The 15,205-nt window shown below is 56.0% G+C and carries 9 protein-coding genes and 1 pseudogene; all 10 read left to right on the top strand.

What is annotated here, in order from left to right; genetic code table 11:
- Positions 1 to 32: 32 nt before the first annotated feature.
- The 10 genes and pseudogenes from tssA (at position 33) to GJU83_RS08170 (ending at position 15,055) form a co-directional block, all read left to right on the top strand.
- A complete protein-coding gene (gene tssA, locus GJU83_RS08215; protein ID WP_153634059.1) occupies positions 33 to 1,472 on the top strand; it encodes a type VI secretion system protein TssA in 1,440 nt (479 codons plus the stop codon).
- Between the two features lie 31 nt (positions 1,473 to 1,503).
- Positions 1,504 to 5,097: a type VI secretion system membrane subunit TssM gene (gene tssM / locus GJU83_RS08210; protein WP_153634058.1), complete on the top strand. Its 3,594-nt coding sequence runs from the start codon at positions 1,504 to 1,506 to the stop codon at positions 5,095 to 5,097.
- Between the two features lie 116 nt (positions 5,098 to 5,213).
- A complete protein-coding gene (locus tag GJU83_RS08205; RefSeq protein ID WP_153634057.1) occupies positions 5,214 to 7,292 on the top strand; it encodes a type VI secretion system Vgr family protein in 2,079 nt (692 codons plus the stop codon).
- Positions 7,292 to 8,158, top strand: a complete 867-nt coding sequence (locus tag GJU83_RS08200; RefSeq protein WP_153634056.1) for a DUF4123 domain-containing protein — start codon at positions 7,292 to 7,294, stop codon at positions 8,156 to 8,158. Before GJU83_RS08205 ends, GJU83_RS08200 begins: the two co-directional genes overlap by 1 nt.
- Positions 8,151 to 8,618, top strand: a pseudogene (locus GJU83_RS19200) (toxin VasX); the annotation flags it as partial. The gene GJU83_RS08200 and the pseudogene GJU83_RS19200, both read left to right, overlap by 8 nt.
- Positions 8,619 to 10,998: 2,380 nt before the next feature.
- A complete protein-coding gene (locus GJU83_RS08190) occupies positions 10,999 to 11,874 on the top strand; it encodes a hypothetical protein (RefSeq protein ID WP_153634054.1) in 876 nt (291 codons plus the stop codon).
- Positions 11,875 to 11,894: 20 nt separating this feature from the next.
- Positions 11,895 to 12,344: a DUF4124 domain-containing protein gene (locus GJU83_RS08185; RefSeq protein ID WP_174805019.1), complete on the top strand. Its 450-nt coding sequence runs from the start codon at positions 11,895 to 11,897 to the stop codon at positions 12,342 to 12,344.
- Between the two features lie 76 nt (positions 12,345 to 12,420).
- Positions 12,421 to 13,275, top strand: coding sequence for a DNA ligase (locus tag GJU83_RS08180; protein ID WP_153634053.1), 855 nt, complete (start codon positions 12,421 to 12,423; stop codon positions 13,273 to 13,275).
- 115 nt (positions 13,276 to 13,390) lie between these two features.
- Positions 13,391 to 13,648, top strand: coding sequence for an HP1242/YdcH family protein (locus GJU83_RS08175; protein ID WP_069182247.1), 258 nt, complete (start codon positions 13,391 to 13,393; stop codon positions 13,646 to 13,648).
- Between the two features lie 93 nt (positions 13,649 to 13,741).
- The gene (locus GJU83_RS08170; RefSeq protein WP_153634052.1) at positions 13,742 to 15,055 is read left to right on the top strand and encodes a glycerophosphodiester phosphodiesterase family protein; all 1,314 of its coding nucleotides are present in this window, start codon (positions 13,742 to 13,744) and stop codon (positions 15,053 to 15,055) included.
- Positions 15,056 to 15,205: the final 150 nt, after the last annotated feature.

Genomic DNA, 15,205 nt, shown 5'->3' with positions numbered 1-15,205 from the left:
CCCGGGTGAACACAGTGATTCAGGACAGCAACATGCAGATCATTGAGCAACATCCCTACGTTGAACAGGTCGTCTCACCATTGCCCGGCGATTCCCGTGTCGGCGAGGCACTCGGAGACGATGCAACGCTCGAGTTTCTGGAAAACGAGATCATGAAGGTGGGCTCGCTGGCCCATACCGATATCGATTGGAGCAAGGTGGAAAGCGATGCCCTGACAATTCTTTCAGACCGAAGCAAGGATCTGAAAGTTTTGGGTTTTTTGCTGATCGCCCTGCAACGTGGAGGCGACGGGGAACGGTTCGCCCTGTCTCTGTACCTGCTGCACCGCGTCCTGGACGAGTGGTGGGAACAGGCCTGGCCGTATCCTGGGGATAAGGGCAAGCGGGCCCGCAAGATGATGTTCACCCAGATGCTTCAGCGCGCCGGCAAGGGTGTAGAGGCCCTGGCGTTCGATGGCAGTGTTGGCGACGGTCGGGCGTTCTGCCTTGAACTCCTGTCCAGGCTGATGGACCAGGCCGCTGATCGGGAGTTGCCTGAGGAGTCACTGCAGGATCTGAAACGGGCAGTTGAAAAACTGCCCAGGGTGAACGACGCCACGTCAGCCCCCAGACCCCGTCCATCGGCAGGGCAGCAGGCCAACCAGGATTCCGGAACGGAAACGCCTGAGCAAAAACCCGCACAGCCAAAGCCTTCTCTGGGATTGCTCACCCTGGATCCCGGTGACGAAAGGGCAACCCGACAGAGTCTTCTGAAGGTCGCGGACATGCTTACCGAGGCAGAGCCGGATCAGCCTCTGGGATACCAGCTTCGCCGTTACGCTATCTGGCAGAACATCACTACGGTGCCACCGACACGGGACGGAAAGCGGACCGATCTTGCCGCCGTAAGTGCCGATCGTGTGGCCGATTATCGGGAAGCCCTGGAAAAATCAGCAGATCTGGCGTTGTGGCAGAAAATCGAGCAGAGTCTGTCGGTCAGTCCGTTCTGGCTCGACGGCCATTGGTTAAGTGCCCGGGTAGCGACGGCCCTGGGCCACCATGCCTGTGCTGAAGCCATCCGTGTGTCTACAAAGGAGTTTGTTGAGCGCCTTGCCCAGTTGCCGGAACTCACCTTCAACAATGGCACCCCGTTCCTTTCCCGGGAGGCGGAAGAGTGGCTCTGGTCCGTGCCAGCGACCGGTGGTTCCGCCTGCGGCGCCAACGCCTGGGAGCAGACTTATGAGAAGGCCCGGGAGCTGGTCGCGCAAAAGGGACTGGCTGCCGCGATGCAACTCCTGGAAGACGGGCTGGCGGAAGCGAGAGAGCCAAGAGACCGCTTTAACTGGCGCCTTGCCAGCGCCCGATTAATGAAAGACGCGGGCCTGAAATCACTGGCCACGCAGCAGGTTCAGGATCTGCAAACGCAGGTTCGCGGGCTGGCTCTCGAGGACTGGGAGCCCGCCCTGATCAGACAGCTTGAAAAGCTGGGCTGATCCCCGGAACACACCAAGGAATCATGCAGGAATGGACACCATGTGGAGAAAAGCTTTACTCATCGGTCGCTGGCTTCTGCCATACCTAAAAAACGCAGCCCCGGTCACCCTGACACTGGGCGTTATTGCCTTGCTGGTGGCCACCTGGTGGCTGGGGCCACGTTGGCAGTTGAATGGGGAGTTTCCATTGGCGGCCTGGCAGATGCGGGCCCTCGTTACCCTGGGCGTTGTCCTTGTGGTCGCGATGGTGTGGGGCATGGTGCTGGCGCGCCGTCTGCGCAAGGTGAATGTCAAACAGTCCGAGGCGCAGAAGGAACAGGAAGATCCGATACTGCCCATGGAGCGCAAGCAGCAGCGCCTGCTGGATCGACAACTGGCAGCCCTGAAGAGCAACCTTCCGGGCCGCAAAGGCATTTACCGGCTGCCCTGGTATCTGGTGATGGGGCTAGAAGATGCCGGCAAGACCAGCCTGATTCAACGCTCCGGACAGACCTACACGCTCACCAATGTCACCCGCAACAATCGGGGCGATCGCAATGCCTTCGGTTTTGACTGGTGGATCGGCGATGACGGCGTGCTTATTGATCCGGATGGTGAACTGCTGAGCCAGAGTCAGGGTGAGGGCGCTGGCGCTGAGATCCAGCAGCGTCTTTGGAATCATTTCATTGCCTGGCTTGAGCGAAATCGCCCGCAACGTCCCCTGAATGGTGTGGTGTTGACGATCGATCTGGCCAGATTGAGCGTGGCAGATCCTGACCAGAGGCGGGATCGGGCCATCCTGTTGCGCACGCGCCTGCGGGAACTGATGGAGCAGATCGGCTCGCGCCTGCCCGTGTATGTCACCTTCACCAAGATGGACCTGCTCTACGGTTTCGGTCCGCCGGTGCGGACCCTGAGCAAGCAGGAGAAGGACCAGGCCCTCGGCTTTACCTTCAGCCTCGAAAATCAGATGGACAGTGACGATTGGCTGAGCCAATTCGTTGATCGATACACAGCCCTGGTTGAGCGGCTTACTGATCGCCTGCCGGATGTTCTGGCCAATACCCGGGATGCCGAGGAACGGGCAGCGGCCTATTCCTTCACCCGCCAGCTTGCCGGCCTGAAGCCTGTTCTGGAGCAGTTCCTGACTGACCTGCTGTCGGCAGATGTGTTTTCGACGCCAGCGATGGTGCGTGGCACCTTCTTCACGTCGGTGTTGCAGGAAGGCGTGCCGGAGGATGCCTTTGTCTCAGCCGCCGCCGCCAACTATCAAATTGCCGAGCCCATTCAGCCGGCTCAACGGTCAGGGCAGTCCGCCAATCTGTTTACCCGTGAACTGTTTCCCAAGATCATCTACCCGGAGGCCGGCCTGGCCGGTGATAACCGGCGGGTGATTCAGTCCCGGCAACGCCGGCTGGCCGTGGCCGCCGTGGTGGCTATTTGCGCCGGTGCCGGTATGACTGCCGGCTGGCAGCATTTTTTTATCAGGAATGCAGAGGCCGCTGCCGCCGTGGAAGCTCGTGTTCAGGGCTTTATTGAAAACTGGCAGCCCGTGGGTTTCGAACCGGACAACACCGGCCGGAATCTGCTCGGCCCGCTGGATGAACTCCGTGAGGCGACTCTGGCTTTTGGCGACCATCGCCGGAACTGGCCGTTGCTCAGTGATATGGGCCTATACCGTGGCCATGAGGTTGGCCCGGAAGTGGAGGAATCCTACCTCGACATGCTCGCTTACCAGTACCTGCCAGCCCTGATGTTCGGTGTGATGGCCGAGATGGGCCGGGCGCCGGACGATAGCACCGAGCGCCTGGAGCACCTGCGGGTGTTGCGGATGCTGTATGACGCCAGTGGTCGTCGGAACGATATTGTGACCCGATACATGCAGAACTACTGGCAGCAGGCGTTCCCCGGCCAGAGCGACCTGCAGCAGAGGCTCATGGGTCATTTGGACTACGCCATGGCCCATACCGATCTGGCGCGTCTCACCCAAGAGGGAGATGCGGTTGCAGTTATGACCCTGGCGCCGTTCCGCAGCAGTGTCCAATGGGCGCAGCATGAACTTGGACGGGTTGCCACACCAGACCGGGTCTACCGGGATCTGGAAATAGAAGCAGAGCAGGAGTTCCGCACTCCGTTGGAGCTGGCACGTGCAGCCGGGCCAGCATTCAGCACGGTATTCAGCCGGGTAGATGGCTATGGCGAGCCGGTCGTATCTGACGGATCGGGGGAGGAAGATCCATTGACCATCCCCGCGTTGCTGACCCGGGAGGGGCTGGAAAAATGGTTCCTGCGTAAATCCGGCTCGGTTACGGAGCTGGCCCTTGTGGACGCCTGGGTTTTGGGTCGCAGGGACAACGTTGAATTCAGCAAGGCGGATGAAGCCAGACTGCTGGCCAGTTTGCAGACCCTCTATGCCGAGCACTACGCCGAGGCCTGGCGTACTGCCTTGAGCCGCATCGATATCCAGCGGTTTGAGGACCTGAACCACGGCGTACGTATTCTGGAGAGCCTGATCAGTGGCCACGAGCCCCTGGCAAGCCTGCTCGGGCAGGTTCGCCACAACACGCGTCTTGTGCCTTCCGGCCAAGGGGAGAGTGCCGCAGCCCGGGAGCTTCTGGAGCAGTCGCCCCATTTCCGCATGCTGCAGGATATTGAACGGCAGTTTGCGGAGCTCAACCAGCTGACCCGCGACAATGGCGATCAGCCAACCGGACTTGAACAGATCATGCTGGTGGTCGGGGAGCTTCACGAGTACATACGTAACATCCAGGAAGCGCCAGACAAGGGCAAGGCTGCATTGGTCGCTGCCCGGGCCCGTATGGGCCTGCAGGGTGCGGATCCGATCTTCACGCTGCAGCGTATGGCCGATAACCAGCCCGAGCCCCTCAATCGGCTTTTGACCCGGTTGGCCACGGAAAGCTGGCGAGTGGTTCTGGACCAGGCGGTGGCGCAACTCGAGCGTGAGTGGTATCGGGAAGTGTATCAGCCCTTCCAGCAGAATCTGGCCCGCCATTATCCGTTTAATCCTGACTCCGGGCGGGATGTTGCACTGCAGGACTTTGAACGGTTCTTTGCCCCGGGCGGCGTATTGGACGCCTTCTATCAGGACAACCTGAAACTGTTCCTTGAGGATCATCCCGAACAGGTGGGCGATGCCCGAAGAGCGGGACTGGTGCGCGGTGCGGTACTGACGTCATTGGAAAATGCCGACCGAATCAGAAGGGCCTACTTTACCCGGGGTGGCTCCCTGGATGTGGAGTTCGCGCTGGAACCGCTCAACCTCTCAGCCAACAAGCGCCGCAGCGTGGTTAACGTGGTCGGCCAGTTGGTGGAATTCAGCCACGGGCCGCGCCAAAGCATTCCCCTGGTCTGGCCCAATACCCTGCGAGACTCTGTTGAGAGCCGTATTACCCTGGTGCCTGTCCAGGTGAACCGTTCACCCCGAAGCCTGTCGGAAAACGGCCCCTGGGCTCTGTTCCGACTGCTCGATAAAGCCGACATTACCGGCGTGAGCAGCAGCGCGGTGGACGTGCGGTTCCGGGTTGATGACGGGGATATGCGTTATCGCCTGCATGCGGCCAGCAATACCAACCCGTTCACACAGCAACTACTGGCGGGGTACCGCATACCTCGTAGCTTGTATTAAACTCTCGCATTAAATCAGGACTGCCCTGATGAGATCAGGACGTTTTCATCAGGGCCGGGCCTTCGCACAGGATGGTGCGAAAGCCCGGACTTTTTTCTTCTTCAGGGACCGAAGACATGCCCCAGGCAAGCGGACTGCAATTCACCGCCACCATAGGCGAATTCCCCTCTGATCACTTTTCCGTTGTTGGCTTTGCGCTGACAGAACGACTGTCCGAGCTGTTCCAGGGACGTATTGACCTGGCCAGTACCGATCCATCTGTTGTCGCCTCGAATCTGCTGGAGCAACCGGTGGACCTGGTGGTCTGGCAGGATGGGGCACCACTGCGCCGTTTTACCGGTGTAGTCAGCGAATTCGCCCGTGGAGATTCCGGCCATCGACGTACCCGCTACGAACTGGTGTTTCGGCCACCGCCCTGGCGCCTGTCGCTGATGCACAACAGCCGTATTTTCCAGAACCGGGGCACGGATGAGATTGTGCGTACCCTGCTGGAGGAGCGTGGGATCGTCGATACCGTCTTCGACCTTAAACGCGGTCCTGAGGAGCGGGAATACTGCGTCCAGCACCGGGAAAGCGATCTGGCCTTTGTCGAACGCCTGGCTGCGGAGGAAGGCTGGCACTACCGCTACCAGCATGGCGGCCTGGATGGCCAGGAGCCACCTGCACTGATTTTTGCCGATCATCATCGCGATTCGCCCAGGCTTGAGGCTGCCCCATACAACGAAAAAGCAGGAGGGAGTGCCCGAACGCCCTGTGTGTTCCGGTTTGCGTACCGGGAGCGGGTGCGCCCCACTTCGGTCGTCATGAAGGATTACACCTTCAAAAACCCGGCTTACGCCCTGATGCATGAACAAGCTGGCGACCAGATCCTCCACCGGACGGACTACCAGCACTACGACTACCCTGGCCGCTTTAAACAGGACGCCAGTGGTCAGCCGTTCACTGAAACCAGGCTGCAGGCCCTGCGCAGTGACGCCAGCACAGCCTTTGGCGAAAGCAATCGCCCGGATTTCGCACCTGGTGCCAGGGTGGCACTGACCGACCACGACAACGAAACCCTGAATCGCGATTGGCTGCTCACGGCGCTCACCCACACTGGCTCTCAACCCCAGGCCCTGGAAGAAGAGGGTGGCAGCGAACCGACACTCTACGGTAACCACTTTACCGCCATCCCCGCAGACCGAAGCTGGCGGCCGCTGTGTGAGCATAAACCCCTGATGGACGGGCCCCAGATGGCCATGGTTACCGGCCCCGAAGGCGAAGAAATCCATTGTGACCAGTACGGTCGGGTGAAAGTGCGGTTTCCCTGGGATCGCTATGGGGCCAACGATGAACACAGCAGTGCCTGGCTTCGGGTCAGCCAGGAGTGGGCCGGCGGCCAGTATGGATTCACCGCATTGCCGAGGATCGGTCATGAAGTAATCGTCTCCTTCCTGGACGGAGACCCGGACCAGCCCATCATCACCGGCCGAACCTGGCACGCCACCAACACGCCGCCGTATGCGCTGCCGGAGCATAAAACCCGCACCACCCTGAAAACCAAAACCCACAAGGGCGAGGGCAGCAACGAGCTGCGGTTTGAAGACGAAGCCGGCGAAGAGCAGATCTACGTTCACGCCCAGAAAGACCTGGCTCTGTTCACGGAAAACAACCGCACTGCAGTCATCAGGAACGATTGCCACCTGACCGTGGCAAACGAACAGAAGGTCCACATCAAAGGCAATGAACACGCCAAGGTGGAGGGTGAGAAACGGGAAAAAACGGGCAAGGACCGCAGTTTGAACGTCACCGGCACCCTTCACCTCAAGGCCGGCACCGCCTGGCTCAGTGAAGCCGGCACCGAACTGCACATCAAAGCCGGGCAGAAAACCGTTATCGAGGCGGGTGCGGAAATCACCCTCAAAGCTGGTGGCAGCTTCGTCAAGATTGATCCCAGTGGTGTGGCGATGGGTGGGGCTGCGATCAAACTTAATGCTGGGGGTTCGCCGGGTAAGGGGAGCGGGCAGGAGGTTCAGATGCCGGAGATGCCCGCCCTGATGGAGGAGAATGGGGGGGCTGTTGCGCCGGTGACCCTCCCGGAGGCACCCCAAAGACCGATGGCCAAGTCCGACCAGATACGTGCCATCAAGAATGCCGCGAATCAGGGGAAGGGAATTTGCCAGGTCTGCTCATCAGAATCACAAGGTGCGATCTGATGGGGTATCTTGCTGGACTTCCCGGTAAGGGTAAGACGTTCATTCTTATGGATGGCGCCAAAGTAAATAATTTGCCCCAGGTTATTTTTCGTGAGATCGAAACACCTCATTGTGATGCGCTCTACAGGGAAACTGAGCTTGTCGACTTATTGGAAATTTCACCGTGGCTGGTTGAATCGGGAATAGATAGCTCCCTGGCACTGAAATGCTTCGACGATTGGAAGCATCAGGGTGTTGCCATTGTATTGCGGGCTGGCTGTCACTTCGAAGAGGTCATGCAGCACTTGCGTGGATTGCTTCTGGCGAGGCTGGTCACAGAAGATGAGGTTGTTTTCCGGTTTTATGATCCTGAAATCACGCGGCACCTGTTGAAGCTGGATGCATCAGGTGAAAATGTGAGGCGATTGATGGGGCCTTGTAGCCTGTTCGCCATTCAGGATCGCCGAACTGGTGAGTGGGACTATTTTCATAATGATCAGCCCAGTATCGAGCAGCAGGCTGAGAGGTTCAGCATCCTTGAGGAACACCAGGTTGCCATGGAAAGAGCGGCCGAAAAGACAGCCCTCAGAAAGCTAGAACTTCACGTTGCAGACTACTTTCCCCATTTGCTTCAGAAAACGGATACCGATGGGCAGGATTGGGGGACGGTCTCTGCTCTAGTCGACGCGGCGAAAGCGCGGGGGCTCTGCAGTACCCGAGATATTGCGCTGTTTATCAATACGATTGGCTGGCTTGGATACCAGGCATTCGACAACAGTGAAGTACAGAAACTATGGAAAGAGCATTCCGCAGCGCCTGGCAGAGCCATAGCGCGAATTGCAGAATTAGCCGAGAAAAAGTCAACGGAGGGACTGGTTCATGGGTAGTGCTAACAGCTCAGCGTTTTTACAGGGTGCTGATGACATCGACTCAGCGGCACAGATGTGCCCGCTTCCGCTCAAAACCGTTGCGTTGTATCCGGTACGTTGGGCAATCAGCCAGGAAGAAGTTGCTCTACCCTCCAATTTCCGTGCTCCAAATGTGTCGCTGGACAAAGCGTTCTATTGCTTGCGGACACTTAAGGCCGGTTGGTTGTACTTGTACTCCGAGTTATACGGGACACTTCATGAATACCGGGTTGGCAAAGATGGTGTCATCAGTGAAGTTCAGGCAGGTGTAAATTCTGTACTCCTTCCTGATGCGGATGCCGAGAGTGCCCTGCCGTGCATTCATCATCCGGAGGCGGGAAAGGTTTTCCTGAAGTTTGTACAGCATCGATGGACCGTACGTTTACAGGAGCTCGCTAGAACAGATGCGGAAGTTCGCAGCGAATATATGCAGGCTTTCAATCTGGATGGACTGTTTGCCAGGGGCTACGGTGAAAACATTGCCGAAACAGAAACCGTCAACCAGTTTGTCGAAGAGTATCGAGCGGAGCAGTCGGAGTTCGAATGGAGCTTAACAGATTTTACCGCCGGCCTTTCTGAACAGGATTTTCAGGGGCAGAGCAAAAAAGCAACCGAGTTTTCCTATTACGTCGCGTTAGATGATGAGATTGGAATTACGTCGGAGCTTGGGCAATTGCATGCCCTCTATGTCAATTTGATTACGAATCATGCTGAAGAGAATGTTTACCCCTACTCCACAGCAAAACTGGTCGATGCACTTATCGAGCTTGAGGCCAGCAAAAAGACTAATGCAGATGATCAGGAAGATGTCCGAAATGAGTTGAAGGAACGCATTCGTTATGGGGATAAAGAAGCGTTCGTTGCTCAGTATCACAAGAAGATCGAAGAGTACGATCGAGAGCGTGGCCGCGTTTTTGAGGACTGGAAACGCTGGATTGATTCAGATCTGCTGGCCAGGAAGCTCGAGTTTAATGACATTTGCATGGCTACAGGCTTTGAGGCCGTGGAAAAAGAGTTGGCGGATATTCTGGATGGCTACGTATCGGCGGAAAAGGGGAGAGAAGACGCCAACAAATGGATGGAGACTGAAGACGGTGAGGCCGGTATCGTCGGAGATACACTAAAAGCGGTTCTGTTCCTTGTTTCTTCCATCAACAAAGTTACCGAGAAGCTGAAGGATCTTCCGGGGTTTGACTATGGCCGTCTGAAGATCGTCGATAGCATGTATGATCTGCCTGCGTTTGTGAGTGTAACCACAGCTACAGATACCTTGTTGCTAGAATTTGCGACGCCTGCAGCGCAAATGGGAGAGTGGGCAAGAAACCGACAAACAAGGCCACAGTGGAAAAAGTGGATCAAGAACGTTAGCAGGCGGTATCAGATTCAGGTTCATGAACACAGTATGTCGCTGGATAGGGCAACCGATCTGCTCTTCAAGGCTCATCAAGATGCGCTGACGGCTTCCTCTGGCATCAGCCTTTCCGGCGCGACGCTATCGCCGGTCGCCGCAGGTATGATGGAAATCGATATCCGGAATCGACTTAAAAGAAGTTTTATCGACGCATTCCACTTAACACCGGATTTCAAGGATAACCCATTTGGTTGGCTGCATACGCGCCTTGACCCAGTGGTCGAATCAATTAAGGAGAATCGGGGAAATTTCATTGGAGCAGTGACCTTCTTCCACGCTGTGAACATGGTCGCGCTGATGTCCTCTTTGAAGGAAACCCAGAAGGACGTCATTTTGGGGGACCGGTCAGCCATTGATAAGTGGCTGCCATTTGTTGACAACCTTTGGAGCTTGGCGGAGGGGGTTGTCAACTTCAGCGGGTTGCTAATTCAGTCTGAGTACATCAAGATTTTGTCAGAGCGGTTCTCAGCAACAGGATCCCGAGTTTCGGTAGCTGTAAACGGTCTCCGTGGTTTAAAGGTATTGTCTGGCTTTGCAAGGTTTATAGCGAGAGGGGCTGTAAAATTACTTCCCTTTGTCGGAACAATGCTGGCGATAGGGCTTGAGGGTAGAACTGCTTGGCGCGCTTGGCATACCGGCCATAACACCGCACTGGGCTTAGCCGTCGTTCAGGTTGGGTTGACCGCCGGCATCGGGTATCTGACCTTTTTAGCATTGGCGGGCGCTTTTGCAGGGACAGGTATTGGGGCAGGGGTTGCAGTTGTTGGTGCGGTTCTGGTGGTCCTGACAGTTGCTATAACCGCGGTCCAAATGTACGTCACCCGCTCAAGGATCGAGGATTTCCTGTCGACGTCCTTCTGGGGTGATGCTCGGACGCTCCGTTACTGGGGCGATCAAATACGGCCATCGAACGACGAACTTTTGGATACGAGTAAGTCCATCGTTTTACCCGATAAGGGCCTTGAAGTTCGGCAGTATTTTGAAGTGGAGTTAGATGCCTTCTACTACCTACTGTTTTCTCCCATTGTTCGAATAACTGAGAATATGTCTAAGCATCCGGCAATAACTCAGCAGGGTGAGTACAAAGTCTTATCGGAATACACGAGTTTCGTTGTGTATTTCCCAGGGTTTGACCCATCGTCTTCTGCCGCTTCAGTTAGATTATTTGAGGCGGAAAGAAACATACTATTTAAAGATGATTTCGAAGAAATTACGGAGTTATTCAATCGGAGAAAAGAGGAAGACTTCTCCGGAAGTGGCGCTACTAATAAGTTTACTCATTACAATCACAATAACCGGGAACAGCTTGAGTTGCTTATCGAGTACGTTAAAGATGGTCGAAACGTGACAGGGGATGACGGTCTGCGCGTCATCTTGGATGGAGATAATGTAGAGGAGCTGGGAGTTGATGAGCGACTCACCTTTGAGCTGTGATTTCCCAGAGACGGACATTGAGCAACAGCTTGAAAAACGACGATACCGTACTTATGGTCAGCGTCTTGCCAGCCCACCGGCTTTGAAAGTGACGGGAGTGTCTGATTCTGCAGAAGATATGGGGCACGGTGTCGCCCATATCAGTGGGCGATTCATTGACATTCGAACAGCCTTTCTAACTCTTCGAATAGGACTCCTCCCCATCATAAATTTGTTCATGGTGTTTGTACTTTTTGTTGCGTGGATTATTGACCAGTTTTACACCGGAGTATTTGCAGCGTCTGCTGTACTATTTTTTCCGTTGTGGGCTGGATTTATTCTTTACGAAGCGTTTTTTCCATTTACTTTGCCAGTACGAATAGATCGGAAAGAGGGATTTGTATACGTTGGGCACAGGGGAACATTCTATCGTATACCGTGGAGCGAACTGGAAGTTACCTTTTCTTATAATTTACAGTATTTCGGTTCTGGGGTGATGTGGGACAGACAATATTATTCCCATATTTTTCTTAGAGATAAGCATTATTTTTGTGGGAAAACTCCGAAGAGTTCCCTGCAGCGAAAGAGAATATCTTCTTACTTTAAAGAAGATCACTTGTATAGGAAGTGGAACTTTATTGTTAGATACTATCACGAAGGGCCTTTGGAAGAGGATTTCGTGAACCTTGAAACGGGCAACTACGAGTCGTATGTGCAAGGTATGCACGGGAAGTCAGTGGCAGCATCAGCAGCCGATTATCTCAGTCTAGTGCTCTTCATGCCGACCATGGTTTGGGCGAGATTTTCTCCTTTTAAGTATAAATGGCCGAAGGAAATTGAAGCCATTTTCGGTAAAGCCAACTACTACTAGCCTTTGAAAAGGAATTCTCAGTGTCTGTAAAAATCGCTCTAACGCTCCTCTGCCTTCTCCCCCTCTCCGCAAACGCCGGCGTCTACAAATGGGTCGATGCCAACGGCCAGACCCATTTCGGCGACCGTCCACCGGCCAAGGCTGCATCAAGTGAAGTTACGGTGAAAGCCTCCCCGGCCAGCGTGGATGCGGGTGCCCGGGAGCGGCATCAGAAGATGACCGAGTTTCTGGAGCAGCAGCAGGAAGAGCGTGAGGCCCGGCAGGCCGCTGGTGCCAAGGCAGAAGAGAAAGCGGAGAAGCAGGCCGAGCTGTGTAGAAAACTCCGGGCGCGCCTCAAGCATTTGGCCAGCGTCTCCACCTTTTACAACATCAACGATCAGGGCGAGCGGGTCTATGTGAATGAGGCCGAGAACACCCGCATTCGTGAGGATTTCAGAAAGAAGGTGAGAAGCACTTGCGGAAACGAATAACGCGGCGCTGATGATCGGGGCCGGAAAGGAAAGTCTGGCCTCTGCGGAAAAGGTAACTGAGTGCAAAGGAATTGCCATGCTGTTTCGATTGTTCAGCGCCGCGCTGCCGGTGCTGATTTTTCTTCTGTTTTGCCCCATTGCGGTAGCGAAACCGCCCGAGCTGACACTCGCCAACGTGTATCAAAAAGGCATGTCGATGGACGGCTACTGGGTCAGCGAAAAGCTCGACGGGGTGCGCGCATACTGGACCGGCGAACGTTTTCTCTCCCGTGGCGGTCATGAGTACCGCGCGCCCACTTGGTTCACCGAAGGGTTTCCGGATCACCCTCTGGACGGCGAGCTCTGGATGGGGCGTGGCCGTTTTGCCGAGTTGTCGGGGGCGGTGCGTCAGGAAGTGCCAGATGACGACGATTGGCAGCGGATTCGGTTCATGGTGTTTGATCTTCCGGATAAGGAGGCAACCTTCGATCAACGCCTGACACGGCTACGTGTATTAATTGAGGAGGTTGGATCACCGTACATGGCGCTGGTCGATCAACAACGGGCAAGCACCCATGAGAAGCTGATGCAGCGGCTGGATGAGGCGGTCGACGGCGGAGCAGAGGGGTTAATGCTGAGGCTGGGGGGCAGTCGTTACCGCAGCGGGCGCTCGAACGATCTGCTGAAAGTGAAACAGTATCAGGATGCCGAAGCATTAGTGGTCCGTCACCTACCGGGCCAGGGCAAATTCGAGGGGCTGATGGGGTCACTGCTGGTGGAACTGGAAGATGGCAGGCAATTCCGGATCGGTTCGGGGTTTACCGATGGAGAGAGAGCCTCGCCTCCTGACCCCGGAACCACGATCACGTTCAAGTACTATGGCCTCACAGCCACCGGTTTGCCTCGCTTTGCCAGCTTTCTTCGTATACGGAACGATGAACCTGTGCGGTAATTGGGTGTGCAGGCGTTCGGCCGCTTGACGGGGATCAAGACCGACCACACCAGCGAGCCATACACTGGGATCAGTGAATTCAATCTCATCCCCCACAGTCATGGAGACTGCGCGAATGTCCCTGGAAAAGCACGATCTGATTCACGAACTGCCGGAATACAAAGAGGCCATCCACCTTCTGAAAACCAACAGCGCTCACTTCGCCAAGCTGTTTGATGAATATCATGAGCTGGATCATGAGGTGCATCGCATCGAAACGGGCGCTGAGAACACGTCCGACGACTATCTGGAAACGCTCAAGAAGAAACGGCTGAACCACAAGGATCAGTTGTTCGCAATGATACGTGAATACGAGGCCTCAACGGCCAGCTGAGTATCACGCCGACTTCACGGAAACGTCTTACCGTCGTAACCCTCCTTGTGAACACTGGTGATGCAGTATCATTCATTTCACAAGGAGCTGGTTATGAAGTTACGCACGATACTCGGGCTGTCGCTCTGCTCGGCCGCCCTCTCTGTGGCGCAGGCCGCGCCGGGTAAGTCCCATCCTGAATCCTGGGTGCCGCCCGGTCTGGACGACTGGAAAGATGTGCCTGCCCAATCCTGGCATAAGCGCGCGGCTGACAAGCAGCCGATCCACCAGGGGCCTCGGCCGTTCTGGCTGGTCGATAACATGGATGAGGGCCCCTTGAAGGAGCGCCTGCAGTCCTGCAATACCCGCCATCTCAAGCGCTCGGATTTTTCTATCGGCCACCGTGGCGCCCCTCTGCAGTTTCCCGAGCACACCAAGGAGTCTTACGTTGCCGCAGCGCAGATGGGCGCAGGCATTGTGGAGTGTGATGTGGCATTCACCAAGGACCGTGAACTGGTTTGCCGGCACGCCCAGAACGACCTGCACACCACAACGAACATCGTCGCGGTCCCGGAGTTGAACGCCAAGTGCACCCAGCCGTTTGTACCGGCCGATCCGGCATCGGGCACACCGGCCCGTGCCGAGTGCCGAACCAGTGATATTACCCTCGCAGAGTTCAAGTCCCTGAAGGGCAAGATGGACGCCTACAACCCCATGGCAACCACGCCGGAGGAGTATCTGGCTGGCACGGCTGACTGGCGTACAGACCTTTATGCCAGCCGTGGCACGTTGATGACCCATAAAGAGAGCATCGAGCTTTTCAAGGCACTGGGCGTCAAGTTCACCCCGGAGCTGAAAACCCCGGTGGTGGATATGCCGTTTGAGGGTGACTATAGCCAGCAGGACTATGCCCGCCAGATGATCCAGGATTACATCGATGCGGGCGTCAGGCCGAGGGATGTATGGCCCCAGTCATTCAATCTGGACGATGTGCTGTTCTGGGTAGACGAGACACCCCGCTTTGGCCGGCAGGCGGTGTTCCTCGATCAGTCGGCCCCTACGCCGGAAAACACCTCGCTAGCCTACATGGAAAGCCTGAAGGCACAAGGCGTGAATATCCTGGCTCCGGCCCTCTGGAAGATGCTGACGCTTGATAGCTATGGTGCGATTGTTCCGTCAGAGTACGCCGAAAATGCCCGTACCGCGGGTCTGGACCTGATCGCCTGGACGGTTGAGCGCAGCGGCCCACTGGAAAACGGCGGTGGCTGGTATTACCAGACAGTGACTGATGCCATTAACAACGACGGCGATATGCTGACCGTGATTGATGTTCTGGCCCGTGAGGTGGGGGTGATTGGTATTTTCTCGGACTGGCCAGCAACCACTACTTTCTATGCCACCTGCATGGGGCTGGACCAACGTCGCTGATCCGAACAGGTGCTCCCTTTGGGAGCGCCTGTCTTGAAGAATTAAGGGAATATGAATGAATCGTAGTTGGGTTTTAACCCAAATCTGAGGGAATCCTCTGTAGGGTGAGTTCAGGAAATTGGAAGGCAACTTTCGATTCCCATGGAATGA

Origin of the sequence: Marinobacter salsuginis, assembly GCF_009617755.1 — a bacterium.
GTDB classification, from domain to species: Bacteria; Pseudomonadota; Gammaproteobacteria; order Pseudomonadales; family Oleiphilaceae; genus Marinobacter; species Marinobacter salsuginis.
The sequence above is the reverse complement of the archived record's forward strand: the minus strand, read 5'-3'. Positions and strand labels throughout refer to the sequence as shown.